This is a genomic window from Rhodococcus sp. WB9 (genome assembly GCF_007558985.1).
In the GTDB taxonomy this organism is placed as follows: Bacteria; Actinomycetota; Actinomycetes; order Mycobacteriales; family Mycobacteriaceae; genus Rhodococcus_F; species Rhodococcus_F opacus.
In genome coordinates, this window is sequence record NZ_CP041769.1 from 1833003 (window position 1) to 1858102 (window position 25100).

Here is a 25100-nt window from a genome sequence, read left to right on the forward strand (position 1 = left end):
ACGGCCAGCCTAGAGGGGCCGCATTCCCGGCGAGATGCGGACTCACACCAACAGTGGACCGGGAAGAAAATTGTACTCGGTCCAAGTTTGGACTAGGGTCGATTCATGGCGACGGACAGCGGATCAGGTCTCCGCGTCTCGAAGAAGATCGAGACGTGGCGGACGCTGCACGCGTGCGCCCTCGACCTGGTGGACACCCGCGGTTACGACGACGTCAGCGTCGAAGAGATCGCCGCCGCGGCGCGCGTGTCCAAGAGCACGCTGTTCAACTACTTCGAGTCCAAGGAAGCGCTGCTCTTCGACCCCGGACCGGGTGACTGTGAGCGGTGGCAGGCACTGGCAGACGAGCGTCCCGCCGGCGAACCGATGTGGGTGTCGGTCCGCGAGATCATCCGCGCGAATATCGTCCACAACGCCGCCACCCTCACAGTGCAACGGCGGATTCTGGATGCGGCGCCCCACCTCGCGCAGTCGACGAAGGCCGCCGGCGAGCGATTCCAGCAGTTCGTCCAAGAGTGGGTCGACGCCCGGGTCGAACCGGATCAGGTTGACGCGCTCTGCAGTGTGCTGCTCGTCAACACGGCGTTCGCCGTCCTGCGCACCGCGTATCTGCAGTGGCAGCCCGGCGACGACGCGCAGCGGTTCCTCGGGTTGCTGGATTCGGCGTTCGCGGAGATCGAGGCCGGGGTCCTCGACCTACCCCGGTCGCGGACCGGCGTCGCCTCCCATGAACGTCACTGACGTGTGGCGCGGGCGCTCGGTACCCAGAACGGCAGTGGCGCTCGCCGCGGCCGGAGCGCTGGTCGTCGAGGTTCTGGTGTCGAGTCCGTACATCGCGCGGGCGTCGGGCACGTTGCTGCACCCGCGGTGGCGGTGGCTCGTGCTGGCGGTGATCGCCGAGATCGCGTCGATGACGACGTTCGCGCGACTGCAGCGGCAACTGCTCGCGGCGGGTGGTCTCCGGGTGGCACTCCATCGTTCGATCGCACTGACTTTCGCGTCCAACGCGCTGTCCGTCACGCTCCCCGCCGGACATCTCGTGTCCGGCGGATTGACGTTCAGGAGATTGCGCACGTCGGGTGCGAGCAATCCACTGGTCGCCTGGACGATGCTCGCGTCGGGAATCATCAGTTCGCTCGCGCTCGGGGCCCTCGGAATTTTCGGGGCGACCGTCGGCGTCCGGGCGCATGCCGATCCGCTCACCGTCGGCGGCGAGATCCTGGGGTCCTCGGCCTCGCCTTCGCGATCCGGGAACTCGTGCGTCGACCGGAACTGCTCGTGCGTGCAGGGGAGCGGATGCTCGGCTGGGCTAACGCGTTCCTACGCAGACCCGCGGCCTCGGGCGTCGAACGCGTCCGCGCCCTCGTCGAGCAACTGTCCCTCATCCGGCCGCGCCGGCGGGACTGGGTGCTCGGGGGTGTGTTCGCGGCACTGAACTGGATCAACGACCTGCTGTGCCTGATCGCCGCGTGCCGCGCGGTGGGTGTCACCGACGTCGGGATCGGCCTCGCGATGACGGCCTACGTCGCGGGCATGGCCGCGTCGAGCATCCCCTTGATTCCCGGCGGGATCGGCGTCGTCGACGGCGCCCTGATCGTGGCGTTCGTCGCCGGCGGGCTCGGCACGGACGAGGCGACTGCCGCCGTGATGCTGTACCGGCTGATCAGCTTCGCCCTCATCGGTGCGATCGGGTGGGCAGTGCTGTTCGCCGCCGGGTACGCCCGCGGCACGACCGCGCCCCGTCGTCCTGGTGGATGACGGGGCGCGTGGTGCGGGTGGGGTCAGGCCTGCAGGCCGGCCTCGATCTCGAGGGTGATGGTGATCTTGTCGCCGACGACGGCTCCGCCGCCTTCGAGGGGCATGTCGATGGTGATGCCGAAGTCCTTGCGGTTGAGGACGGTGGTGGCTTCGAAGCCGGCGACCGGTCCGTTGCCCATGCCGGGGTTGACGCCGTTGAACTCGAGGGCGAGCTCGACGGGGCGGGTGACGCCGTGGAGGGTGAATTCGCCGTCGACCACGTAGTCGTCGCCCTTGGCGCGGACGGCGGTGGAGGTGAAGGTGGCGGTGGGGTACTGCTCGGCGTCGAAGAAGTCGGCGGACTTGATGTGGGCGTCGCGGTCGGTGTTCTTGGTGTCGATGGATGCGACCTGGATTTCGGCGGTGACGGCGGCGGTGCCGTCCTCGGCGACGGTGATCGCGCCGGTGAAGTCGTTGAACGTGCCGCGGACCTTGCTGACCATGAGGTGGCGGACGGAGAAGCCGACGGTGGAGTGGACGCTGTCGATGGCCCAGGTTCCGGCGGTGAGGTTGGGCAGGGTGGCGGTGGCGGTGGTCATGAAACTCCTCGGATCGTCGACTCAATTAGTTGAATGTTCAAGTCTTGTAGGTTCAACTATGAACCCGGTGGATTTCTTCCGCAACTCGAATGTGACGCCTGTCACTCGCGCAACGGGAGGCAGGCCCGCGCGGCGGCGAGGACCGTGGCGCCGGCGGCATCGAGGGGTTCGGTGCTGCGGAGTGCGCGGGCCAGGACGAACGCGCCCTCCAGGCTGGTGACGAAGCCGAGGATCAGACGCCGCGCATCGGTCTCGGCGAATCCGCGGGCGCGCAGCAGGGCGCTGCCCGAGTCGATCCAGCTCGTGAATACGTCGGCCGTGGCCACGCGGAGCACCTCGTTGGTGCTCGCGACCTCGAGTGCGACCGTGGCGATGGGGCAGGCGTCCGCGTAATCGGTGGCCACCAGGGTCTCGCCCGCCAACCGGAACCCCACCTCGATCCCCTCGAGGATGTCGGGATGCGCGTCGAGGATGGAGAACACGAGTCGGGCGTACTCCTCGCCCGACGAGCGGATGACCTCCTCGCCGAGTTGCTGCTTGCCGCCGGGGAAGAAGTGGTAGATCGATCCGAACGGGGCGCGCGCCTCCGCCGCGACCTGTTTGAGTCCGGTCCCGGTGTATCCGTTGCGGCGGAAGAGTTCGCCGCTGGTGCCGAGGATCCGGGCCTTCGTGTCTTTCACTTTCCTGCCTCCGACCGGTGCGCTCGGTGCCTACCTGATCGTAACGTGAAGTCCAGTAGAACGATCTATCAAATGGAGTGAGCGCCACGAAGCCGATCGACCGCTCCGCAGGCACCGTCGAGTACCACGCCACCGGTGGCGACGGCCCCGTCCTCGTGTTCATCTCCGGGCTGACGATCGACGGCACCGTGTGGCGACACGTGGTGGAGCGACTCGCTCCGGACTTCCGCTGCATCCTCCCCACCCTCCCGCTCGGCGCGCACCGCATTCCGATGCACGAGGACGCCGACCTCTCGCTACGCGGCCTCGGACTGCTCATCGGGGAGTTCCTCGAGCGACTCGACCTCGCGCACGTCACCCTCGTGCAAAACGACTGGGGCGGCGCGCAAGTGCTCATCGCGCTCGGTGACACCAGCCGCGTCGCGGCGCTGGTCCTCACGCCGTTCGAGGCATTCGACAACTATCCGCCGGGAATTCCCGGTCGCGCGATAGGTGTCGCGGTGGCGATCCCCGGTGGGCTCGCCCTGACCATGCAGGCGTTGCGATTCCGGGCGATGCGCCGGGCGCCGGCGGCGTGGGGCTGGATGAGCAAGCGACCGGTACCGAAACCGGTGATGGACGGGTGGTTCCGGCCCGCGACCACCGACCGCCGGGTGCGGCGAGACCTGCGCAAGTACACGACGTCGCTGCCACCCAAGCCGACGCTGCTGGACTGGGCGGAAGCTAACCGGAGCTTCGACCGGCCGGTCCTCGTGCTGTGGGCCGTCGAGGACAAGGTGATGCCCCGCGACCACGGCCGGCGGTTGGCGGAACTGTACCCGCACGCCCAACTACGGGAGGTCGAGGACAGTGACACGTTGATGCCCGAGGACCGGCCGGACGTGGTGGCGGCTTCGCCACCCGTGAGTACTTCTTAACGTCCGGCGGTTAAGGAGTACTCACGGCTGGGAGTCGGGCTCGGGGTTCCCGGTGTGCTTCGTGCGCTTGGTGGTCGGTGACGATTGCTCCCGGCGCTCGAACTCGAGGTCCATCTCCAGGTCCTCGTGCTGGTTGTGCCGGAACAGGATGAAGAACACCACCCAGCCGACGAGCGCGACGAGGATATAGCTGACGACGCGGTAGACGAACACGGCCGCCAGGGCCTGCGAGGCGGTGGCTCCCGCCGCCGTCAGCGTCGCGATCAGGGTGCCGTCGACGAACCCCAGCCCGCCCGGCGCGAGTGGAATGCTGCCCACGGCCTTGGCTGCGGCGAACGCGATCAGCAGGCCCGCGAACGACGGTTCCGCGCCCACCGCCCAGCAGGCGAAGCCGAGGCACGCGACGTCGGCGAGCCGGTGCACCGCCGACCACCCGAACGTGATGACGGAATCCCTGCGGCTCAGCTCGACCGAATCGAGCTGGCTCAGGATCTCCTTCCACCGTTCGACGCCCGTCTCGGGGGGATTCTTGCGGAACTTGTTGTACCGGGTCAGCACCCAGTGTCCGATCGACTCGATCGAGTCGGGGTTACGTGAGATGTATCGCAGTCCGTAGAACAGTCCGAACGCGGCCACCAGCGACAGTGCCAGCGTGACCGGACTCACCTTGGTGCCCACCGCGAACGCGCCTGCGGCGCCGAGCAGCGCGAGGCTGCCCGCGGCGATCACTCCGGATATCGCCAGCTGCCAGGACGCGACGATAGGGGTGGCACCCCACTTGCGGGTCTGCTTGTAGGTGAAGGCGGTGGAGAACACCTGACCGGCGGGCAGGCTCACGGCCATCGCCGTGCTCGCGTAGATCACCGACACCGACTTCAGCTGGCTGACGACGACACCGCCCGCCTGCAGCAGCCGCTGCTGGACCGCGCCGTACCCGCTCAGGGAGACGGCCTGGGCCGCGATACATGCCGCGACCCACCCCCAGTGGATCTCGGTGAGTGCTTTCCACGAGTCGCTGAGGGTGGGCCACAGGTAGATGCCCTCGACGGTCAGCAGGGCCAGGAGGCCGGCGCCGAGTAGCCATTTGATCCACCAGTATCGGCTTCGCTGCCGAGGAGGCTCGGCAGTGGGCGGGTCGGATCGAGGCTGGGCCACCTGGCCAGCGTAACCAACGGGTAGCGGATTACTCCGGATAGTCCTCCGGCCAAGCCAGATGGGTATTGCGGCGGCGCCCCCGCAACTGGACCTGTTCGCCGAGTTCCCAGTGCGCCTGTTCGTCGTCGTCCGCGAAATACAGGGCGCTCGTCGAGGCCAGCACACGGCTGGGGTGGAGCTTGGCGAGTTCGGTGAGCCGCGACGCCTCGTTGACGGGGTCGCCGATCACCGTGTACTCGAAGCGTTCGGCGGCGCCGATGTTGCCGGCGACGGCGAGGCCTGCGGAGACGCCGATACCGACGTCGAGGCCGGTGATCTCGTTCAGCGCGAACCGCAGCTCCCGGGCCGCCGCCAGCGCCGCCGTCGGTGCGTCGGGGCGGTCGAGCGGGGCGCCGAAGATCGCGAGAGCCGCGTCACCCATGAACTTGTTGACGAAGCCGTGGTGCCGGTCGATCACGTCGACGACGACGCGGAAGAACTCGTTGAGCAGGTTCACGACCTCGCCCGGGGGACGCTCCGCGGCGGCGCCGGTGGAGCCGACCATGTCGACGAACAGCACCGCGACGAACCTCGTCTCCCCGCCGAGTTCGGTACCGAACTGCAGGGCCCGCCGTGCGACGTCCTCACCGACGTGCTGACCGAACAGTTCGCGCAGCAGCCGCCGTTCGTCCGATTCGCGCATCATGCGGTTGAACCCGACCTGCAGTCGCCCGATCTCGCTGCCGTCGAACACCTCGACCCGGACGTCGGTGGCGCCGCGCTGGACGCGTTCGATGGCCCGTCGCAGCTGTTTGATCGGGTCGGAGATCTGGCTGGCCGTCAGCATCGACAGCGCGAACGCCTGCGCGATCGCGATGATCGACAGCAGCATGATCGCCCACGCGAGCGCGTTCGGGGAGAACACCAGGTCGGTGGTTATTTGCGTCACGCACAGCAGGATGATGCCGATGACCGGCATCAGCGTTCCGAGACCCCACGTCATGGCCATCCGGGTACCGACGCCGGGTGCCATGGTCCGGTCGAACTCGCCCTCGCTGAGCGCGCGGGCGGCCACGGGACGCAGGATGCGTTCGCCGAGCATGTAGGTGAAACCGAACGTCGTGGTCGCGGCCATGCAGACGGTGACGATCACCGCCACCGCGAGTTCCGGCATCTCTGTGATGGTGAGCAGCACGAAGATGATGCCGCCGAGGATCCACAGCACCAGGTGCACGATCGCCTGTCGCAGCGGTGCGTGCAGCGCCGACATCTGCTCGCTGCGCGTCGGCGGACCCCCACGCAACTGCCAGCGGACGACCGACCTCAGCATCATCGCCGCGGCCGTGAGACTCACCACGGCGGCGAACGCGAGATAGCCACCGAAGATCGCGACGTTGCGGACCCGGTCGGCGATGATTTCCTGCGATTCGGGGATGGGCACGCCGTAACGCACGAACGCGAAGACGAGGATGGCGCCGATGAAATTGGCGAGGAGCATCGAAACCATATAGAGCGGCCATCTGCTGCGGACCGTCGCCGCGATCGCTCTATAGGATTTCCGCACGCCGTTCAATTTAGCGGGGGGTGTACCGGGTGGCGTAGGACACGTCCCCCAAAAGGCGCATATGCGTGCCCTGCGCGCGTGTTTCGTACGCGAATCGCCCGGCACTGTCCGAACCTCGATACGCTCCGCACGTGAACGCGAACGAGCAACGCTCGGACACTGCCGCGGTAACACAGGGCGGGGGTCACCCCTCGGCGTCCGTGCACCCGGTGGTGCGGGTGGCGGCCGAATGGACGTGGCGGCTCCTCGTCATCTTCGCGGGCCTGCTGACCCTCGGATACATCGTGACCAGGCTCGACACCGTCCTCATTCCAATAGGTCTGGCGTTGCTCTCGTCGGCGCTGCTGGTGCCGCTCGTCGACTGGTTGCAGGGCAAGGGCGTGCCGCGGTCGGCTGCCGTCCTGGTCGTCCTCATCGGTTCGATCGGCATCGTCGCCGGGATCATGACGTTCGTCGTCGAGCAGTTCATCGAAGGTCTTCCCGGCCTGACCGAACAATTCGAGGCGAGCGTCACACAGATCCAGGGGTGGCTCACGGACGGCCCGTTGCACTTCAGCGAGGATCAGATCCGGCAGGCCGGCGACTCGGTGGTGAAGTCCATCCAGGACAACCGCCAGCAGCTGACGAGTGGGGCACTGACCACCGCCACTGTCGTCGGCGAGATCTTCACCGGAGCCCTGCTGACGCTGTTCACCCTCATCTTCTTCCTCTACGGCGGATCTCAGATCTGGGAGTTCGTCACCCGCCTCGTCCCCACCGCGTCGCGGCGACGGGTCCGGCTGGCGGGGAGTCAGGGGTTCGGCTCGCTGATCGGGTACGTCCGGGCCACGGTGGCGGTGGCCGCCGCGGACGCCATCGGAATCGGCGCGGGACTGGCGATTCTGGGGGTTCCGCTCGCCCTGCCGCTGGCGTCGCTCGTGTTCATCGGTGCGTTCATCCCGATCGTCGGTGCGTTCCTCACCGGGTTCCTCGCTGTGCTGGTTGCCCTCGTCACCAAGGGATTCCTCACCGCGCTGATCGTGCTCGGCATCATCATCGGGGTGATGCAACTCGAGGCCCACGTGCTGCAACCCCTGCTGCTCGGCCGCGCGGTCCGGTTGCACCCGCTGGCGGTGGTGCTGGCCATCACCACCGGCATCGTGCTCGCCGGGATCGTCGGCGGCCTCCTGGCGGTGCCGATCGTCGCGCTGCTGAACACGGCGGTGCGCTCGCTCATGTCCGCGGATCCCGAGGCCACCTACGACGCACTCGAGGTCGACGACCCGGCAGTCCCGCTCTATCCCGCCGAGGCCGACGTCCCGCACCCGCCGCATCCCGCCCACCCGCGCCTCGACGACCCGCACTTCGACGACACCGCCCAGACCCATGACCGACCGGAATGAGCACCGCTCCCGCCTGCACTACCGGCCGCGGGCCGCGACCGAGCTCGATACCCAGCCGGACGCACCGCTGTGGCGGGCGGCGCAGGCCTTCCGCCTCGTCACGCTGGTGTACGCGATCAGCTACCAGATCGTGTCGGTGCAGTACTACACCCATCAGCGGCTGAGCTGGTTCCTCGTCGCCCTGATGGCGGTGTGGTCGGGACTCTCGGCCGTCCTGCTGTCCCACGGGAAGGTCCCGCGCTACCAGGTGGTGATCGCCGACCAGCTGATCGTCATCGCGCTGATGGCGTCGACCCGCCTTGTCGCCGATCATGATTGGTACAACCACCATCAGACGCTGCCGACGACTCTGTGGGTCACCAACGCGGTGATCTCCGCCGCCGTCTTCGGCGGGCCGTGGCTCGGGATGGCGTCCGGTGTGCTGATGGCGACGGTGAGCGCGGTGGTGCGCGACCAGGTCAACCTCGACCTGTGGCGGGACGCGACGGCGCCGGTTCTGGTGTCGGTGGGGCTGGCGCTCGGGCTCGCCACCACCACCGCGAGGCGTGCGCAGGCCCAGCTGGAGCAGGCGGTGCGGTTGGCCGCCGCCACCGAGGAACGGGAACGACTCGCCCGTGAGGTGCACGACGGCGTCCTGCAGGTGCTCGCGCTCGTCCGCCGCCGCGGCAACGAGATCGGGGGACCCGCAGCCGAACTCGCGGATCTCGCCGGCGAGCAGGAGGTGGCGCTGCGCATGCTCATCTCCGAGCAAGGCGCGGGTGTGGCGTCGGATCTGGGTGGAAGCTTGATCGATCTGCGACTGTTGCTGGGCACGCGGGCGAGCACCACCGTGTCCGTGTCGACCCAGGCGGATCCGGTGACTATCGAGCGCGACCGGGCGACGGAACTCGTAGCGATCGTCGACACGGCACTGTCCAATGTCGCACTGCACGCGGGGACCGGCGCCCGGGCGTACGTGCTGCTGGAGGATCTGGGCGACGAGGTGATCGTCAGCGTCCGCGACGACGGCAGCGGAATCGCCCCGGGACGGCTGGCCGAAGCGGAGGCGGAGGGCCGCATGGGAGTATCGAAATCCATTCTGGGCCGCGTCGGCGCGCTCGGCGGCACCGCCGAACTCGACACCGAACCCGGTCAGGGCACCGAATGGGAGATCCGCGTGCCGAAGGGAGACGAAACGCATGGGTGACACGGAGACCGGCGAGCAGATCACCGTGATGGTCGTCGACGACCACCCGATGTGGCGGGACGCGGTCGCCCGCGACCTCGAAGGCGCCGGGTTCACCGTGGTCGCCACGGCCGACGGCGTCGCCGCGGCGGGACGTCGGGCCGCCGCGACCCGTCCCGGCGTCGTGCTCATGGACATGCAACTGCCCGACGGAAACGGCGCCGCGGCCACCGCCGCCGTCCTCCAGGTGTCGCCGGACAGCCGGGTGCTGGTGCTGTCGGCCTCGTCCGAGCGTGACGACGTCCTCGACGCCGTCAAGGCCGGTGCGTCCGGGTACCTCGTGAAGAGCGCGTCCGTGGAGGAGCTGCTGGACGCGGTGCGGGCCACCGCGGCGGGGCAGGCGGTGTTCACGCCGGGGCTTGCCGGACTCGTGCTGGGGGAGTACCGCCGGATGTCGAGTGCGCCCGCCGACGACCAGGGTCCCGCCGTCCCCCAACTCACGGAACGAGAGACCGAGGTTCTGCGGTTCGTCGCGAAAGGGCTCAGCGCCAAGCAGATCGCAACCAAGCTGTCGCTGAGTCACCGCACCGTCGAGAACCACGTCCAGGCCACGCTCCGCAAGCTGCAGCTGGCCAACCGCGTCGAGCTGACCAGGTACGCCATCGAGCAGGGCCTCGAGTAGCCGTGAGTACTTGTTAACCGCGGGCGGTTAACAAGTACTCACGGGCGCTAGCCTGGTCGGTATGGAGGCACGGGACCTACGCGTATCGGATGCGGAGCGCGAACACGTCGGCGAATTGTTGCAGCGGGCGGTGGGCCAGGGGATGCTCTCGCTCGGTGAGTTCACCGAACGGATGGACACGGCACTCGCCGCGAAGACGCGGGCAGAGCTGAACGTCGTGCTGGTGGATCTGCCGGGAATCCAGCTGATCTCCGACTTCACGCCGCCGCCGTACCCCGACCAGCCGTATGTGTCTCGACCGGCGCCGCCGGTTCCGCCGGTCGCGCACCGGTCGCCCGCGCCACCGCCGGGCGAGGTCATCCGGGGCCGGATGTCGTCGGTCAGCCGCACCGGCTTGTGGAACGTTCCCCCCGCCCTCGAGGTGAACACCCGGCTGTCGACGGTCACGCTCGACTTCACGCGGGCCGTCATGACCACGCAGGTGGTGCACGTGACGATCGACGACTACGCGAGCACGATCTCGCTGATCGTGCCGGAAGAGGCGACAGTCGACCTCAACGGCGTGGAAACGGTCGGTGGTTCCGCGACCAACAAGGTGCGGACCGGCCCGCCCATCGGCCCGCTGCACGTCGTCGTGCGAGGCAAGGTGAGGTTCGGGAACGTGACGGCCAAACACCCTTTCGGCACCTCGATTCGCCGAATGTTCGGGTAGCACGACGCAGGCCTCTCGAGTAGGCCTACTCATGTGTGGGTGCCGTCGCCGCAGGACGATTGATCTATGTCCACACCTGGTACTCCTTCGATCGACCCCCGGTTGGTCGCGCAGCTCTCCGGTGACTTCTCGGCGCTCGGGCAGCAGATGCGTCACGTGGGTGAGAACCTCGCCGTCCTGCAGGCGCAGCTCGCGAGCGTCCCGCGGCCCCAGCCGCAACCCCAACCCCAGCCGCAACCCCAGCCGGCGTCGCAGCCGATGTACCGACCCCCGGTCGCCCAGCCGCCCCCGCCGCTCGCACCGGCCGTCCCGTACCGTCCCGCTCCGCCGCCACCTCCCCGGGTGGCTCGCGAACCCTGGTGGCAGCGCGACGGGGTGATTAGCCGCGTGCTGGCCGTCGCGGGCGTCGCCGTCACCCTGATCGGTGTCGTGATGCTGCTCGTGCTGGCGGCGCAGGCCGGCTTCTTCGGTCCGGAACTGCGCGTCGTGGCGGGCGGGTTGTTCTCGGCCGGTCTCGTCTACACCGGTACCCGTGTCTTCGGACGGCCCGGCGGCCGGGTCGGCGGGATCGCGCTCGCGGCGACGGGTATTGCCGGCGCCTACCTCGACGTCATGGCCGTGGCGGTCGTCTATCACTGGTTGCTGCCGGTGCTCGCCATGGTCGTGGCACTCGGGATCGCGGGAGCCGGTGTCGCACTGGCGGTCAGGTGGGGTTCGCAACCCCTCGCGCTGCTCGTGGTGACCGGCGCCGCCGTGCTCGCACCCGTCCTCACCGACGGCATCACGCTCACCCTCATCGGATTCCTGTTCGTCATCCAGGTCGCCAGCTTCCCCGCGCAACTCGGTCGCGACTGGCTGTACCTGGCGATCGCACGGACGTGCCCGGTGGTGATCGCGCTGCTGATCGCGATCGCGAGTTCCGGACTGTCCGACCGACCGGAGAGGTTCTGGCTGCTCGCGTCCGCCGCCCTGGTCGCCCTGTTCGGGCTCGTCTCGTCGATCATCCTGTTGCGCAGCAACTCCCGTGACGTCACTGCGACCGCGATGATCGTCACGACGGCCGTCCCGACGCTGGTGATCGGCCACCTCTTCGACCGGCTCGGGTCCACGCTGATTGCGCTGGCATTGGCCGCCGCGATGTTCGCCGCGTTCGCGTCGGCGCGGTGGTTGCCGGGACACGCACGGATCGCGCTCGCGGGCGTGGGTACCCTCGCTCTGCTCGAGGCCTGCCTCATCGGTTCGAGCGAAGACCTCGCGCCGCTCGTCCTGCTAGGGGTGGCGGCACTGTTCCTCACCATCGGCGGGCAGGCGGAGTCGCGGATCGCGTATGCCGTCGGCGCAGTGTTCACCGTCGTCGGCGGGTTCGCCTTCGTGATCACCGCGCCGCCGTTCGTCCTCGTCGACGAGTACAGCGCGCTCGACTCGCTCGGGGTGACCACGGTGCTGTCCTCGCTGGTGCTGGCGGGAACCGTGTTCCTGTTCGTCTGGTACGCGCACACGCTGAAGCTGCTGAGCGACAATACCGCCCAGCCGTGGTGGGTGCTCGCCGGGCTGGTGATCCTGTACGCCGTCACCACCGCGACGGTGTCCGCGGGAACGGCGCTCACCGGGACGTCCGCAGGATTCATCGCCGGACACTGCGCTGCGACCATCGCGTGGATGGCGGCGGCGACAGCGGCGCTGGTGTTCGGACTGGCCCGCCGCGACTACGCGCACACCGCGCTCGGCGTCGGGCTCGGACTGACCGCCGCAGCGCTGGCCAAACTGTTCCTGTTCGACCTGGCCACCCTCGACGGCCTGTTCCGCGTCCTCGCGTTCCTCGTGGTCGGTCTGCTGTTACTCCTCGCCGGCACCCGCTACGCGCGTGAGTTCGCGGAGCGGGAGGCAGGATGCGGAACGCCGAACGGCTCCGTCAGCGCCGGTTCTGCCGAGCGATGAGCTCGCTGACGCTGACGGCGTTGCCGTCGTCCGCGCGGTGCCTGCCGCTCGAGGCGTCGTCCGGATCGACGGGCGGTTCCTCGACGCTGCGGCGACGCGAGCCATTGGTCGGGGCGCCGTTGGGCGGGGTTCCGTTCGCGGGCGAGCCGTTACTGCGCCTGCTGCCGTTCACGGGTTCCGAAGGCTCGGCGGCACGGCGCCTCGACGGAATCGGCGGCACCGGGCGGGCAGGAGACGACTGGGGGGTCTCCTGCTCGTACGGTGCGGGCACCGAGCGCGGCGAGCGGGTCGGCAGTGACGGCGCCGACGCACTGGGTCGCGGTTCGGCGGGTGAGGAGATCGGCCGCGGTTCGGCGGCCGACGTGGACCGGAGGTCCGCGAGCCAACTCTCGATCGGACGCGACTCGGTGGCCGGACCCGGGGCGGGGGCCGCCGGACGGGGCCGCGGAGCAGGACGCGACTGCGGTGCGGGCCGCGACTGCGTCGGGGCCGGACGCGGCGGAGCAGGCTGCGGCAGCACAGTGGTCTGCGGTTCCGCGGTCGGCGTGTCCTCGATCTCCTCCGGTGCCCGAGCGGGACGGCCGGTCGCCGACCGGCGAGCCTCGTTCTGCGCCCGGCGCGCCTTCGCGTCGTCCTCGGACATCTTCGCGGCCAGCGCCCGTGCGGTGACCAACGGGATCGGCTCGGTGAGCGGTTCCGGTTTCCGGGGTGCGGGCGGCGCCGCGAGCTTGCGCTGCGGCGGGACGGCTCCGATCGGGGTGAGCTCCGGGACGTCGGTGGGCATCAGCTCGTTGTCGAGGATGGGCTCACCGAGACCCGTCTTCTCCTGGATCCGCTTCATCCACGCCGGCGCCCACCAGCAGTCGTCGCCGAGGAGCTTCATCGTGGCCGGAACGAGGAACATACGGATGAGGGTCGCGTCGATGATCAGCGCGGCGATCATGCCGTAGGAGATGTACTTCATCATCACCAGTTCCGAGAACCCGAACGCGCCCGTGACGACGATGAGGATGAGAGCGGCCGCGGTGATGATGCGGCCCGTGTGCGCCGTGCCGATGCGGATCGACTCCGTCGTACTGGCCCCCTGCGCCCGCGCCTCGACCATGCGCGAGAGCAGGAACACTTCGTAGTCGGTGGACAGGCCGTAGACGATCGCGATGATCAGCACCAGCACCGGCGACATGATCGGGCCGGGGGTGAAGTTCAACCACTCCGAGCCGTGACCGTCGATGAAGATCCACGTCAGGATGCCGAGCGTGGACCCGAGGCCCAGCGCGCTCATCAACGCCGCCTTGATCGGCAGCACCAGCGAGCCGAATGTCAGGAACATCAGCAGCGTCGTCAGGACGAGGACGGAGATCACCATCGTGGGCAGGTGGTCGAGCAGCGCGGCGATACTGTCCTGCTCGATCGCCGGGGTGCCGCCCACCAGTACCTGCACGCCGTCCGGACTGTCCATGGCGCGCAGATAATCGATGGTCGGCTTGGACTCGTTGCGGTCGACGAGACCTGCCTTGAGGACGACCACACCGTCCTTGGCCGCGCCCTCCGGGGTGAATCGCTCGATCAGGCCCGGCGCGCCACTGGCTTCCTTGATGATCTGGCCGAGCGCCTTGTTGTCGGCGTCGGACACGACGAGCTTGACCGGTTCGGTGCGCAGATTCGGGAAGATCTCGTCGAACTGTTCCTGCGCGGCGCGGGTCGAGCTGTCCGGCGGAAGGTAGGTCTCGTTGATGCCACCGAACTTGATGCCCGTCAGCGGCACGATCAGCAGGAGCAGACCGACGACGATCGGGATGGTGACCTTGAGCGGGTTACGCATCACCCAGCGGGTGAGCCGGCCCCAGATGCTCGCCTCGATCTCCTCGGTGTTCTTGGTCTGACGGAAACGGTCGAGGCTGAGGGCGTCGATACGCTTGCCGAGGATGCCGAGGATCGCGGGCAGGATCGTGATCGACGTCAGCGCCGCCAGGCCGACAGTCGCGATGGCGCCGTAGGCGACGGACTTCAGGAAGCCCTGCGGGAACAGCAGCAGACCGCCGAGGCTGGCGACGATCATCGTCGCCGAGAAGACCACGGTGCGGCCCGAGGTCATCACCGTGCGGCGGACGGCGGAGCGGGTGTCGTACCCCTCCGCCATCTCTTCTCGGAACCGGCTGACGATGAACAACCCGTAGTCGATGGCCAGACCCAACCCCACGAGGGAGACCACGGGCGCGACGAACGAGTTGACCTCGGTGAAGTTGGTGATCAACCGGACGACGCCGTTGGCCCCGACCACGGTCAGGCCGCCGATGATCAGCGGCAGCGCCGCCGCGACGACACCACCGAACACGAAGAACAGCAGAATGCCGACGGCCGGGATCGCGAGGATCTCCATTCGCCTGATGTCCTTGGCCATCGTGTCGTTGAGCGCACCCGACACGGGCTGGAGTCCGGCGAGTTGCACGTCGACGCCGTCGATGTAGAACTCGTCCTTGACGTCGCGGAAATTGGCTGTGACCTCGGTGTCGTTGTCGCCGACGATCGCGATGCTCTCGATCGCGTGCTGCTTGTCGGCGTCCGCGGCGGACGCCAGCTGCGGTGCGCTGCCGACCTTGAAGTAACCGCCGTTGATCTTGAGGATCTTGTCCGGGTGTTCCGCGGCCAGCCGTTCGAGATTTTCGACGACCTTCGCCTGGAACTCGGGGTCTTCGATCGTCTTGCCCTCGGGCGCCGTATAGAGCGCCACGACGTCGCTGTTGGTGTCGCGACCGAAGGTGCCGTCAGCCAGCTTGGCCGCGGCGACCGACTCCGAGCCCGGATCGTCCCAGCCGCTCTGGCTGAGATGCTTCTCGAGGCCCAGGCCGTACGCGGCCGAACCGAGCAACAAGGCAACCATGATGCCGATGACGGTGAATCGGGCCCGGTAGACGACGCTTCCCCAGCTCGCGAACACTGATCAACTCCTACTCGGCAGCACTCTTCCGCCCGACGAGCAGGGCGGAAAGCGGTCGGAACGGCTGCAACCAGGCACCCTCGTCGGGCAGTGTGTCGAGGCTGACCCGAGGGAGTGGCTCCCGGAACACGCCGGGGATGTCCTCGAGATCGACGAAGTCCAGAAGGTCGGACGCGACCGCCCAGCTGGCGTGCTCGCGGAACCCGAGTATCTGGACCGGAATGCCGGTCGCGGCGATGTCCTCCAACGGTTCGCGAAACGCTTGACCGTCGGCGGAGGCGACCATGACACCGGCCAGCCCCTCGCCGTGACGAAGCGCGATATGGTCCAGCATGTCGGAATCGACGTCGCTGTCCTCATCGATCTTCGGCTTGGCGAACACCGCGAAGCCCACATTACGCAAGGCTTCGACCCACGGTCTCACGACATCGGCGCTGCCAGCCGCGATGTTGGTGAAGACCGTCGCCTCGGGTTCGAGTGTGTCGGTGCCGGACGCGGAGAGTTCCGCGGTCCGGGAGAGCAGCCAGCGGCCGAGCGCGTCGAATCGTGGCCGGTAGGCGGCCGTGGGCCGGCCGCCGAGGATCGCGCCGAGGCCCATGTCGAGGTTCGGGGCGTCCCAGACGAGGAGGACCCGCTTCTGGTGGCGTCCGTCACGTGCACCCGCCACGGGAGATCCTGACGACACGGCGGTGCCTGCCGGGACCGCGCCGGCTATGTCGGAGTACTGCTCGCTGACGCTCATGACCTGATCTTCCCCCAAATCAACTCGGTGATCGCACTGCCGACCTGGTGGGCCTTGTCCTCGAACTTCGTCACCGGACGCTCGTGCGTCATCGGCGATTCCCAGTCGAGGGAGGTCAGGAGGGGTTCCGCGTTGCCTGCCTCGGCGATGGCCTCGGCGTACTCGGCGTGATCTGTTGCGACATGCAACACACCGCCGGCCTTCAGCCGGCTCGCGATCAGGGCGAAAGTGGGGGACTGCAGCAGGCGCCGCTTGTGATGGCGGGCCTTCGGCCACGGGTCCGGGAAGAAGACACGGACTCCGGTGAGCGATTCCGGCTCGATCATGTTCTCCAGGACATCCATGGCGTCGCCGCGCAGGACCCGGATGTTCGGGATCTCGTCCCGTTCGATCTGTTGAAGCAACTGTGCGAGGCCGGGCCGGTAGACCTCGACGGCGATGAGGTTCACGTGGGGTTCGGCCTTCGCCATCGCCGCGGTGGCGGTACCGGTGCCCGAGCCGATCTCGAGGATCAGAGGGGCGTCGCGGCCGAACCACGACGGCGCATCCAGGCGATTGTCCGAGACGTCCGCGCCGATCTGGGGCCATTGCCGGTCCCACGACTCCTGCTGCGCAGCGGTCAGAGCGCCCCTGCGCGAGCGGAAACTGGTCACCCTCGGGTGGAGACGAGACCCCTTCGAGTCCTTCGTCTGCCCCTCCTCGGGGACGGCGGGTGCATCCTGATCAGCGTGGTTCACCGGACCATTGTCACGCATGAGGGGCGTTTCCGGGATTCGGGTCTGAAGTTCACCTTGAGACTTTTTCGATAATCCGGTGCCCAGCCTGCACGGTTGCCCACGCCGATTCGGGGCGAGTCTGACAGAATCGGCGCGGGACGAAGGGGGGTGACTGCGTCATGGGCACTGCAGATGCCGGGGGCGGGGAACTGGCGGATCTCGCCGAACGAGTGGCGGCACTGGACGGGGTTACCGGCGACCGTGTGCGCGGCGCCGTGGCCGCGTTTCGGGCGCCGATCCGGGTCCAGACCGCGGGTCGAGCGGGTGTGGGCAGGTCGACCGTGGCCTCGGCGCTGACCGCGAACGGGATCGCCGACGCCGTCGTGGAGGAAGCGGACGCCGTCGACGTGCCCGGTGCGCCCGACCCCACGCTGGACGGCGACGTCGTGGTCTACGTCCTCGTCGAGTCGGTGCGCGACGCCGACCGGGACGCCGCGCGGACGCTGGATCCGGCGCAGGCTCTGTTCGTCCTCAACAAGTCGGACACGTTGGGCGCGTCGCGCGTGGCAGCCGACGCCTGGGCGACGGCGACCGCGCGTGCCGCCGAGTGCTCGGAGGAAGGCGGCCTCCCGGCTCTGCCCCTCATCGGAACGCTCGCGATCGGAGGGCCGGCACCGGAGTCCGGGATCGACGCGGTGTCGGCCGCCGTCGCCGACCGGGTCACACGATCCCGGGCACGCCGCGCCGAGACCCTGCTGAACACCTTGCGGTCGCAGGCGGCGCGCAGCTCGGCATCCCGCAACGTGCTGGAGCGGTATCTCGCCGGGGACCATGCTGTCGCGCTCGCGGCCGCCGCGGCCAGGCTTCATCTCGCCGATTGCGTCGCGGAGGCGCCAGGGCCGCCGTCCAGTGCCGCGGACGCCGCCCGGTGCGCGGACTGGTGGCGGGCGCAACTCGCCCGGCAACCGACGGCCCGCCGGCGCCGGGCGGTCGTCGACGTCCGGCGTCACTACATTCGGGTCTGGCAGCAGCTGAGCGGCAGCCCCGGAACGTGACGACGCAACAGCTGTCGGATCTGCCCGCCGAGACCGTCGACGTGGTGACGCGATGGAACCCCGACGGCGTCGCCCGCCTGAAGTCCGGGGAATCCCCGCAGCGCGGTGTCTTCGTGGCGGGGCCGCGGCGCTCCGGGAAGACCACGCTCGTCGGCCGGCTCCGCGCTCTCGACGCGTCCGCGCTCACGTTCGTGGAGGACCCGATCGATGCCCGCGTGGTCCTGATGGTGCTCGACGCCGCGGCACCACTCGGACGGGAGGAGCTGTCCGTTCTGGACGTCGTCGCGCGACCGGCCTGTCCGGTGGTCTTCGCACTCTCCAAGACCGAGGTCCACCGGAACTGGGCAGGGGTGAGCGAACGCAACCGGGCCCTCCTCGCCCGGCATGCGGCGCGGTTCGCCGACGCAGAGATCCACCCGGTGGCGGCGGGTGGCTCCGGGGCCGAGGCGCTGCTCGCGGCACTCCTGCGTGCCGTCCGCGCCCAGGCCCCCGACCCGCGTTCCGCCACCGAGGCCGTGCTCGAGCAGACCCGGCGCATGATCGCGGCCACTGCCCGGTCCGTGCGGGAGACCGAGCCCGGCGCGGAACTGCGCGCCGAGCGGGTTCGCGCGATGACGCTGCGGGACGGCAGGCGCACCGAACGGGTCGCGCAGCTCCGCGGTCAGGTCCAGCTCGCGAAGGTCGAGTTGATGCACGAGGTGGCCGCCCAGTTTCGCGCGGCCGGAACGACCGCGCGCGCCGAAATCGACCGTGCCGGCCGCGGGACGCTCGAGGGCTACCCCGACCGGCTGGCCGAAATGGTGCGCGAGCGAAGTGGTGCGGTCGATGCCGCGGTCGCCGCGCGCCTCGCCGACCTGCGGTCGCGGGTCGGCGTCACCGTGTCCGCGCCCGAAGCCGTCGTTCCGCTGCCGGAGCCGGTTGCGCCGGACGGGCCCGAGCCGCGACACCGCGGACTCGAAGACCGGATGACGATCCTGATCGGTGCGTCCGCCGGGCTCGGGCTGGGCAGGCTGGTGGTCTCGCCGCTGTCGATGGTGCCCGCGCTGGACATCGCGACCATCCCGCTCACCCTCGCGCTGGGAGCCGTCGCGGCGTGGTGGCTGACCCGGGCGCGCGGGCACGTCGCCGAGCGTGCCCACGTGCGGCAGTGGGCCACCGAGGCGCTGGTGCACGTGCGGTCCCAGTGGGAGCAGTTCGTCCTCGCTCGGTTGCTCGCGGCCGAGGCTCAGGCGAGTGAGGCGATCATCGCCGAGAGCCGGGTCTGCGCCCGGGACGTCGACGAGCGGGTCGCGCAGATCGACGGTGAACTGCGTCGCCTCGCCGCGAGGCGCAACGGGCAGCTGTCGTCCTGTGAACGTGACCTCGGGGCCGTCGACCGGGGGCTGCAGGAGGTCCGCAGGCAGTCGGGGGAACCGAATCGCCGCATCGAACGTCTGAATACATAGGTGCCTGACCGGTGTTCGCCCGCTTTCGTGTGGGATCGTGTTGAATTATATTGATATGTCTTGATTTGTGCGGGAAACTGGTCCGAAATGTGAAGGGAGACCGCGGTGGCGACGACTGAGAGTTTTCTGGTCCCGGACGTGCCGGACGTCGATCCGAACACTTTCGGTCACGATTCCGGGGCGGTCGCGCTCACCGATCCGACCCACGACATCGACGGAGACGGCGTCCTCGACACCCAGACCTTCGACGCGGGCGACGCCGTCGTCATCGCCTCCGACCTCGACTCGGACGGCGAAGCAGACCATCTGACGATGATCCACGAGGACGGCGAGTACGCGTCTTGGGAGTTTCGCCGCGACGGCGACGGCGTCGTGCACTGGCAGCAGACCGATGGTGGGACTCTCGGTAACGGCTGAACACCACCGAAATCCGCACTGCAGACGCGGGAAAGGCCCCTGGTAGCTCTACTGAATCGTTTCTGTGACCATTCCAACCGCACCCGATTCCCCGAGATGGGACTCGCGGCGTTAACCTCTAGGGATAGGACACCCGGCGCCCGCGTCTTCCATGTGGCATGGACGGCCTGGCTGGACCCCGCCGAGAGGGGAAATCGGACCGTCTGGCACTCGCTGCGAGGTTCTCTCAGCGGACGGCAGATGGTCCGGTTCCGGCTCACCCCAGGAGAGTTTGATGACCTCAGCGACCATTCCCGGTCTGAACGGAACTGACGGCACGCCCCCCACGGAGCACAGTGAGCTGCTCGCCTGGGTTCGAGAGGTTGCCGAACTCACTCAGCCCGATCGCGTCGTCTTCGCCGACGGCTCGGACGCAGAATGGGATCGACTGACCGAGCAGCTCGTCGAGGCCGGTACGTTCACGCGACTCAACGACGAGAAGAAGCCGAATTCGTTCGTCGGCAACTCCGACCCGTCGGACGTCGCACGCGTCGAGTCCCGTACCTACATCTGCTCGCGTGAAGAGATCGACGCCGGGCCCACCAACAACTGGATGGACCCGACCGAGATGCGGTCGCTCATGACCGACCTCTACCGCGGCAGCATGCGCGGACGCACCATGTACGTGGTGCCGTTCTGCATGGGTCCCCTCGGTGCGGACGACCCGAAGCTGGGTGTCGAGATCACCGACTCCGAGTACGTCGTCGTGTCGATGCGCATCATGACGCGCATGGGTTCCGCCGCGATGGAGAAGCTCGGCACCGACAAGCCGTTCGTGAAGGCGCTGCACTCGGTCGGCGCACCTCTCGAAGAGGGCCAGGCCGACGTCCCGTGGCCGTGCAACGACACCAAGTACATCACCCACTTCCCCGAGGATCGCGAGATCTGGAGCTACGGTTCCGGCTACGGCGGAAACGCTCTGCTCGGTAAGAAGTGCTACTCGCTGCGCATCGCGTCGGCGATGGCCCACGACGAGGGCTGGCTGGCCGAGCACATGCTGATCCTCAAGCTGATCTCCCCGGAGGACAAGCCGTACTACATCGCGGCCGCGTTCCCGAGCGCCTGCGGCAAGACCAACCTCGCGATGATCCAGCCGACCATCCCCGGATGGCGCGCCGAGACCCTCGGCGACGACATCGCGTGGATGCGCTTCGGTGAGGACGGCCGCCTGTACGCCGTCAACCCGGAGTACGGCTTCTTCGGCGTCGCGCCGGGCACCAACTACGGGTCGAACCCGAATGCGATGAAGACCCTCGAGGCCGGCAACTCGCTGTACACGAACGTCGCGCAGACCGACGACGGCGACGTCTGGTGGGAGGGGCTCGAGGGCGACCCGCAGCACCTCACCGACTGGAAGGGCAACGAGTGGACGCCCGAGTCGGGCGAGAAGGCCGCGCACCCCAACTCGCGCTACTGCACCCCGATGTCGCAGTGCCCGATCCTCGCGCCGGAGTGGGACGACCCGCAGGGTGTGCCGATCTCCGCGATCCTGTTCGGTGGACGCCGTAAGACCACGGTTCCGCTGGTCAGCGAGTCCTTCGACTGGCAGCACGGCACGTTCCTCGGTGCGACGCTGTCGTCCGAGCAGACCGCTGCCGCCGAGGGTGCCGTGGGCACCGTCCGCCGCGACCCGATGGCGATGATCCCGTTCATCGGCTACAACGCCGGCGACTACCTGAACCACTGGATCAACCTCGGCAAGCACGCGGATTCCGAGAAGCTGCCGATGATCTTCTACGTCAACTGGTTCCGTCGGGGCGACGACGGCCGCTTCCTGTGGCCCGGTTTCGGCGAGAACTCCCGCGTGCTGAAGTGGATCGTCGACCGTATCGAGCACAAGGCCGGCGCCGAGTCCACCCCGATCGGTTTCGTTCCGACCGCAGCCGATCTGGAGCTCGGCGGCCTGGACGTCGACGCCGCCGACGTCGACGAGGCGCTGAAGGTCGACGTCGACGAGTGGAAGCAGGAGCTGCCGCTCATCGAGGAATGGTTCGAGTTCCTCGGCGAGAAGGTTCCCTCCGGCATCCGTGACGAGTTCGAGGCCCTGAAGCAGCGCCTGAGCTAGTCCCCCCGGTGACCGAATGTCACAGTGGTTCAGTCCGACTGAACCACTGTGACATTCGTCGTTTCAGGGGAGGATTCTGCAGTAAACGCATACCATTCGGTTTGTAAAGCCTCGATTCTCGAAGCTCGCACCCGACGAAAGGATTGCAGATGCAGACAGGGACCAGTAGGGGCATGAAACGACTCGCCGGAGGTGCCGCACTCGCTGCCGCGGCCGCCGCCACCGTAGCCGTCACCATGCCGGCGACCGCATCCGCAGCGACGGAAGTCCAGCCTCCCACCGTGGTGACCGCGGTCGACGGAAACACCCTCGACATCACCGTCACCAACCCCAACGTCCTGAATCTGCTGGACGCCCAGTCCTGCGGTGCAGTGGCATTCGACGCCACCAAGCTGCCCGCCGTCCTCGCCGATCCCACCGTCGTCCTCGAACCGGGATTCGTCGCGTGGGCCACCAACCCGATCGAGCGCGTCGTCGCGAACGCCGCAGGCAACGCGGTCAAGACGTTCACCACACCGGAGCTTCCGGACGGCGCGTACGCGGTCATCGGCGAATGCCTGTCGCTGAGCACCGTCGCCAACCCCCAGACCACGATGCCGCAGATCGTCCTCGTCGGCGGCCCGCTGGGCGGGGTCCAGTTCGGTAGCTAGACCGCAGAAACAGCGGCGAGCCGGCGATCTCACACGGTGATGGTCGGCTCGTCCTCTGTCGACAGGGTGAGTATCGCGCGGACGACGTGCGAGTTTCGTTCGAGCCGGGCCTCGAGGTCGCGGAGGGTATGGGCAACACGGGACTCCGCGTAGTCACCGACCAGGTCGACGCTCGCCACCAGGTACGCCTGTCGTGGTCCCAGGTACTCCATGCGCAGAAACGTCACCCGGTCGACCTCGGGCAGGGCCTCGAGCGCCTCGATGCCGGCCTGGCGCAGGGCGGGGGATGCCTCCTCGCCGATCAGGAATCGCCGGTTGCGGTCGATCAGAATCAGCGCGATGACGCCGAGCAGGATCCCGACCAGGATGGAGCCAATTGCGTCGGGGATCGCCGATCCCGTGATCTGGTGCAGCAGAACGCCCAGGAACGCGATGACCAAACCGATGAGCGCCGCGGCGTCCTCCGCAAACACGGCCCGGGTGGTCGGGTCGGACGTGCGGAGTGCGTGGGCCAGGACGTCGCGGTCGATGGCGATGGCCTCGGCGCGCAACTGTCGGTACGCCTGCTGGAAGGAGATGGACTCGAGCACGAACGAGACACCGAGCACGACGTATGCGACGGCGAAGTTCGTTGCTGGCTCGGCGTGCACGAGCTCCTGGATGCCGTGCGTGACGGACACCCCCGCGCCCAGCGCGAACAACCCGAGCGCCGCGAACATCGACCACACGTAGGCCTCGCGCCCGTACCCGAGCGGATGGATGCGGTCCGGCGTGCGCTTGGCCCGCGAATTGGCGACCAGGAGCAGGATCTCGTTGCCCGAGTCGGCCCACGAGTGGGCGGCCTCCGCCACCATCGACGCCGAGCCGGTGACCACCGCGGCGACGGTCTTGGCCAGTGCGATCAGAATGTTCGCGCCGAACGCGAGAACGACGGTGAGTGCACTCTCACCGTCGGCGTCGTGGGTGGTGTCCGGAGTCGATGCGGTCACCCGATCACGCTAACGCCTGTGCGCCTTTCTGGTAGCTGCAGCAACCAGAAAGGCGCACGGGCGCGGAGCGCCTATCCGCTGTAACCGGGCGGCATGAGGACGGACTTGGTCTCGCAGAACGCTTCGAGCCCCTCCGGTCCGTTCTCGCGACCGATGCCGGAGGCCTTGTAGCCGCCGAACGGTGAGCCGGGGTCGAACGCGTACCAGTTGATGGCGTAGGTGCCGGTGCGGATCTGCTTCGCCACGGCGAGACCGTGATCGATGTCGGTGGTGTACACCGAGCCGGCGAGTCCGTAGTCGGAGTCGTTGGCGATCTTGATCGCCTCGTCCTCGGAGTCGTAGGGAATCACGGACAGGACGGGTCCGAAGATCTCCTCGCGGGCGATCGTCATCGAGTTGTCGACGTCCGCGAAGATGGTCGGCTCCACGTACCAGCCCTTGTCGAGGCCTTCCGGACGGCCGCCGCCGAGTACCACGCGGGCGCCCTGTTCCTTGCCCTTGGCGATGTAGCCCTCGACGCGGTCGCGTTGCTTCTCGGAGATCAGCGGACCGAGTTGCGCGGCCGGGTCGGAGGGATCGCCGACGGTCATGAATCCGGCACCGGCCACGAGGGCGTCCAGAACCTCGTCGTAGCGGGAACGCGGGGCGAGGATCCGGGTCTGCGCGACGCATGCCTGCCCGGTGTTCATGAGCCCGGACATCACCAGCATCGGCATCGTGGACGCGAGGTCGGCGTCCTCGAGGATGATGGCCGCCGACTTGCCGCCCAGTTCGAGGGAGCAGCGCTTGAGGTTCTGTGCGGCGATGGCGCCGATCTTGCGGCCGACGGGACTGCTGCCGGTGAACGTGATCTTGTCGATCCCGGGATGCGACACCAGGTATTCGCCGGTCTCGGCGCCGCCGGGCAGGACGGAGATGACACCCTCGGGGACACCCGCCTCGGCGAAGATTTCGGCGAGAAGGTGTGTGGAGAGCGGGGATTCGGGTGCGGGCTTGAGCAGGACGGTGCAGCCGGCGAGCAGCGCCGGGGACAGCTTGTTGACGGCGAGGAACAGTGGCACGTTCCAGGCGAGGACCGCGGCCACCACACCGACGGGCTCCCGCAGCACCTTCGTCTGTCCGAACGCGCCGGTGCGGGTCTGCTCCCACTCGAACTCGTTCGCGAGGCCGGCATAGAAGTTCAGGGTCGCGAGCGACGGCGTCTGCTGCATCATCCCGACCATCGCGGGTGGCTGGCCCATCTCGGACGAGATCAGTGCGTTGAGGGTGTCGCCGCGTTCCTCGATGAGTTTCGCCGCCTTCGCGAGGATCTCCCCGCGCTCGGCGGGAGTGGTCTGCGGCCACGGACCTTCGTCGAATGCCCGCCGGGCAGTGGCGACGGCGTCGTCGATGTCGGCCGGCGACGCGACGGGACAGCTGCCGACGCGTTCCTCGGTTGCCGGGGAGAACACTTCGAGCACCTGATCGGTGGCCGGGGCCACCCACTTGCCGCCGATGTAGAGCTTGTCGTAGTCGGTCATGAGTCCATTCCTCG

23 protein-coding genes are annotated in these 25100 nt (G+C 68.3%); 13 read left to right on the forward strand and 10 right to left on the reverse strand.

Going from position 1 to position 25100, the window contains the following annotated elements:
• Positions 1-105: 105 nt before the first annotated feature.
• Complete coding sequence (locus tag FND50_RS08540; protein ID WP_144285443.1) at positions 106-741, forward strand: TetR/AcrR family transcriptional regulator; 636 nt, start codon at positions 106-108, stop codon at positions 739-741.
• On the opposite strand, the gene FND50_RS36695 is transcribed toward FND50_RS08540, so the two are convergent.
• Positions 697-1203, reverse strand: coding sequence for a hypothetical protein (locus FND50_RS36695; RefSeq protein WP_260850941.1), 507 nt, complete (start codon positions 1201-1203; stop codon positions 697-699). The genes FND50_RS08540 and FND50_RS36695 overlap by 45 nt on opposite strands.
• A gap of 93 nt (positions 1204-1296) precedes the next feature.
• Between FND50_RS36695 and FND50_RS36700 the strand changes: the two genes are divergently transcribed.
• Positions 1297-1758, forward strand: coding sequence for a flippase-like domain-containing protein (locus FND50_RS36700; protein ID WP_260850942.1), 462 nt, complete (start codon positions 1297-1299; stop codon positions 1756-1758).
• A gap of 23 nt (positions 1759-1781) precedes the next feature.
• Here the strand turns inward: FND50_RS36700 and FND50_RS08550 are convergent, their stop codons facing one another.
• Positions 1782-2336 carry a YceI family protein gene (locus FND50_RS08550; RefSeq protein WP_144284550.1) on the reverse strand — a complete coding sequence of 185 codons (555 nt, stop codon included), beginning with the start codon at positions 2334-2336 and terminating at the stop codon, positions 1782-1784.
• 101 nt (positions 2337-2437) lie between these two features.
• Positions 2438-3016 carry a TetR/AcrR family transcriptional regulator gene (locus FND50_RS08555; RefSeq protein ID WP_144285444.1) on the reverse strand — a complete coding sequence of 193 codons (579 nt, stop codon included), beginning with the start codon at positions 3014-3016 and terminating at the stop codon, positions 2438-2440.
• Between the two features lie 77 nt (positions 3017-3093).
• Between FND50_RS08555 and FND50_RS08560 the strand changes: the two genes are divergently transcribed.
• Entirely contained in the window at positions 3094-3933 is an 840-nt protein-coding gene (locus FND50_RS08560; protein WP_144285445.1) for an alpha/beta fold hydrolase, read from the forward strand.
• Positions 3934-3954: 21 nt separating this feature from the next.
• Here FND50_RS08560 and FND50_RS08565 read toward each other — a convergent pair whose 3' ends face one another.
• Together FND50_RS08565 and FND50_RS08570 are read right to left on the reverse strand one after the other, a co-directional pair.
• The gene (locus tag FND50_RS08565; RefSeq protein WP_144285446.1) at positions 3955-5088 is read right to left on the reverse strand and encodes a YbhN family protein; all 1134 of its coding nucleotides are present in this window, start codon (positions 5086-5088) and stop codon (positions 3955-3957) included.
• A gap of 28 nt (positions 5089-5116) precedes the next feature.
• The gene (locus FND50_RS08570; protein WP_005258596.1) at positions 5117-6574 is read right to left on the reverse strand and encodes an adenylate/guanylate cyclase domain-containing protein; all 1458 of its coding nucleotides are present in this window, start codon (positions 6572-6574) and stop codon (positions 5117-5119) included.
• A 188-nt stretch (positions 6575-6762) separates the two neighbouring features.
• Between FND50_RS08570 and FND50_RS08575 the strand changes: the two genes are divergently transcribed.
• The 5 genes from FND50_RS08575 (at position 6763) to FND50_RS08595 (ending at position 12510) form a co-directional block, all read left to right on the forward strand.
• Positions 6763-8013 carry an AI-2E family transporter gene (locus tag FND50_RS08575; RefSeq protein ID WP_144285447.1) on the forward strand — a complete coding sequence of 417 codons (1251 nt, stop codon included), beginning with the start codon at positions 6763-6765 and terminating at the stop codon, positions 8011-8013.
• Entirely contained in the window at positions 7997-9199 is a 1203-nt protein-coding gene (gene macS / locus FND50_RS08580) for a MacS family sensor histidine kinase (RefSeq protein ID WP_144285448.1), read from the forward strand. Before FND50_RS08575 ends, macS begins: the two co-directional genes overlap by 17 nt.
• Entirely contained in the window at positions 9192-9860 is a 669-nt protein-coding gene (locus tag FND50_RS08585) for a response regulator transcription factor (RefSeq protein ID WP_144285449.1), read from the forward strand. The genes macS and FND50_RS08585 overlap by 8 nt, the downstream gene beginning before the upstream one ends.
• A 61-nt stretch (positions 9861-9921) precedes the next feature.
• Entirely contained in the window at positions 9922-10572 is a 651-nt protein-coding gene (locus FND50_RS08590) for a DUF1707 domain-containing protein (protein ID WP_144285450.1), read from the forward strand.
• 66 nt (positions 10573-10638) lie between these two features.
• Positions 10639-12510, forward strand: coding sequence for a DUF2339 domain-containing protein (locus FND50_RS08595; protein ID WP_144285451.1), 1872 nt, complete (start codon positions 10639-10641; stop codon positions 12508-12510).
• Here FND50_RS08595 and FND50_RS08600 read toward each other — a convergent pair.
• Genes FND50_RS08600 through trmB form a run of 3 tightly spaced genes read right to left on the reverse strand, consistent with a single transcriptional unit; the run spans position 12485 to position 16963 of the window.
• The gene (locus tag FND50_RS08600) at positions 12485-15448 is read right to left on the reverse strand and encodes an MMPL family transporter (RefSeq protein WP_144285452.1); all 2964 of its coding nucleotides are present in this window, start codon (positions 15446-15448) and stop codon (positions 12485-12487) included. The two genes, FND50_RS08595 and FND50_RS08600, sit on opposite strands and share 26 nt — an antisense overlap.
• Positions 15449-15458: 10 nt before the next feature.
• Positions 15459-16190 (reverse strand): NYN domain-containing protein, encoded by a 732-nt coding sequence (locus tag FND50_RS08605; RefSeq protein ID WP_005258582.1) that lies wholly within the window; start codon positions 16188-16190, stop codon positions 15459-15461.
• Positions 16187-16963 (reverse strand): tRNA (guanosine(46)-N7)-methyltransferase TrmB, encoded by a 777-nt coding sequence (gene trmB, locus FND50_RS08610; protein ID WP_186301322.1) that lies wholly within the window; start codon positions 16961-16963, stop codon positions 16187-16189. The genes FND50_RS08605 and trmB overlap by 4 nt, the downstream gene beginning before the upstream one ends.
• A 122-nt stretch (positions 16964-17085) precedes the next feature.
• On the opposite strand from trmB, the gene FND50_RS08615 reads away from it, so the two are divergent.
• The 5 genes from FND50_RS08615 to FND50_RS08635 all read left to right on the forward strand — a co-directional run bounded on the left by FND50_RS08615 (position 17086) and on the right by FND50_RS08635 (position 22577).
• Complete coding sequence (locus FND50_RS08615; RefSeq protein WP_144285454.1) at positions 17086-17961, forward strand: hypothetical protein; 876 nt, start codon at positions 17086-17088, stop codon at positions 17959-17961.
• Positions 17958-19406: a hypothetical protein gene (locus FND50_RS08620; RefSeq protein WP_144285455.1), complete on the forward strand. Its 1449-nt coding sequence runs from the start codon at positions 17958-17960 to the stop codon at positions 19404-19406. The genes FND50_RS08615 and FND50_RS08620 overlap by 4 nt, the downstream gene beginning before the upstream one ends.
• Before the next feature lie 105 nt (positions 19407-19511).
• A complete protein-coding gene (locus FND50_RS08625) occupies positions 19512-19823 on the forward strand; it encodes a DUF6802 family protein (RefSeq protein ID WP_144285456.1) in 312 nt (103 codons plus the stop codon).
• A 274-nt stretch (positions 19824-20097) separates the two neighbouring features.
• Complete coding sequence (locus FND50_RS08630; RefSeq protein WP_144285457.1) at positions 20098-21927, forward strand: phosphoenolpyruvate carboxykinase (GTP); 1830 nt, start codon at positions 20098-20100, stop codon at positions 21925-21927.
• A gap of 149 nt (positions 21928-22076) precedes the next feature.
• On the forward strand, positions 22077-22577 hold the full coding sequence (locus FND50_RS08635; RefSeq protein WP_037204339.1) for a hypothetical protein: 501 nt from the start codon (positions 22077-22079) through the stop codon (positions 22575-22577).
• A gap of 29 nt (positions 22578-22606) precedes the next feature.
• Here the strand turns inward: FND50_RS08635 and FND50_RS08640 are convergent, their stop codons facing one another.
• On the reverse strand, positions 22607-23566 hold the full coding sequence (locus FND50_RS08640) for a cation diffusion facilitator family transporter (protein WP_144285458.1): 960 nt from the start codon (positions 23564-23566) through the stop codon (positions 22607-22609).
• A 71-nt stretch (positions 23567-23637) separates the two neighbouring features.
• On the reverse strand, positions 23638-25086 hold the full coding sequence (locus FND50_RS08645; protein ID WP_005258574.1) for an aldehyde dehydrogenase: 1449 nt from the start codon (positions 25084-25086) through the stop codon (positions 23638-23640).
• Between the last annotated feature and the right edge of the window lie 14 nt (positions 25087-25100).

What these genes read in the sequence shown, in the direction of transcription:
- FND50_RS08540 (WP_144285443.1), top strand. Translation starts at nt 106, where the DNA reads ATGGCGACGGACAGCGGATCAGGTCTCCGCGTCTCGAAGAAGATCGAG.
- FND50_RS36700 (WP_260850942.1), top strand. Translation starts at nt 1,297, where the DNA reads ATGCTCGGCTGGGCTAACGCGTTCCTACGCAGACCCGCGGCCTCGGGC.
- FND50_RS08550 (WP_144284550.1), bottom strand. Translation starts at nt 2,336, where the DNA reads ATGACCACCGCCACCGCCACCCTGCCCAACCTCACCGCCGGAACCTGG.
- FND50_RS08570 (WP_005258596.1), bottom strand. Translation starts at nt 6,574, where the DNA reads ATGGTTTCGATGCTCCTCGCCAATTTCATCGGCGCCATCCTCGTCTTC.
- macS (WP_144285448.1), top strand. Translation starts at nt 7,997, where the DNA reads ATGACCGACCGGAATGAGCACCGCTCCCGCCTGCACTACCGGCCGCGG.
- FND50_RS08585 (WP_144285449.1), top strand. Translation starts at nt 9,192, where the DNA reads ATGGGTGACACGGAGACCGGCGAGCAGATCACCGTGATGGTCGTCGAC.
- FND50_RS08590 (WP_144285450.1), top strand. Translation starts at nt 9,922, where the DNA reads ATGGAGGCACGGGACCTACGCGTATCGGATGCGGAGCGCGAACACGTC.
- FND50_RS08595 (WP_144285451.1), top strand. Translation starts at nt 10,639, where the DNA reads ATGTCCACACCTGGTACTCCTTCGATCGACCCCCGGTTGGTCGCGCAG.
- FND50_RS08605 (WP_005258582.1), bottom strand. Translation starts at nt 16,190, where the DNA reads ATGAGCGTCAGCGAGCAGTACTCCGACATAGCCGGCGCGGTCCCGGCA.
- FND50_RS08615 (WP_144285454.1), top strand. Translation starts at nt 17,086, where the DNA reads ATGGGCACTGCAGATGCCGGGGGCGGGGAACTGGCGGATCTCGCCGAA.
- FND50_RS08630 (WP_144285457.1), top strand. Translation starts at nt 20,098, where the DNA reads ATGACCTCAGCGACCATTCCCGGTCTGAACGGAACTGACGGCACGCCC.
- FND50_RS08635 (WP_037204339.1), top strand. Translation starts at nt 22,077, where the DNA reads ATGCAGACAGGGACCAGTAGGGGCATGAAACGACTCGCCGGAGGTGCC.
- FND50_RS08645 (WP_005258574.1), bottom strand. Translation starts at nt 25,086, where the DNA reads ATGACCGACTACGACAAGCTCTACATCGGCGGCAAGTGGGTGGCCCCG.